Consider the following 209-nt stretch of genomic DNA (forward strand, 5'->3'; position numbering starts at 1 on the left):
ACCGACATCATGCTGGGCGGCAACGTGGAGTTCCTGGCCGACGCCAAGCTCAAGGCCGAGGGCTACTCCCCGGATGACACCCCGGAGGAGTATGAGAAGCGCTGGCCGGGCACCCTGGCCGAGGTCAAGGAGCAGGTCAAGGACGAGCACGAGGAGGTCGTCGGGCTCGGTGGTCTGTATGTGCTCGGCACCGAGCGCCATGAGTCCCG

1 protein-coding gene is annotated in these 209 nt (G+C 66.5%); it reads left to right on the plus strand.

From position 1 onward, the window contains the following. The coding region (locus B4C31_RS08000; protein ID WP_291532033.1) for a hypothetical protein at positions 1–209 on the plus strand (209 nt) is incomplete at both ends.

Source organism: Bifidobacterium sp. UBA4282, assembly GCF_002394995.1.
GTDB lineage: Bacteria > Actinomycetota > Actinomycetes > Actinomycetales > Bifidobacteriaceae > Bifidobacterium > Bifidobacterium pullorum_B.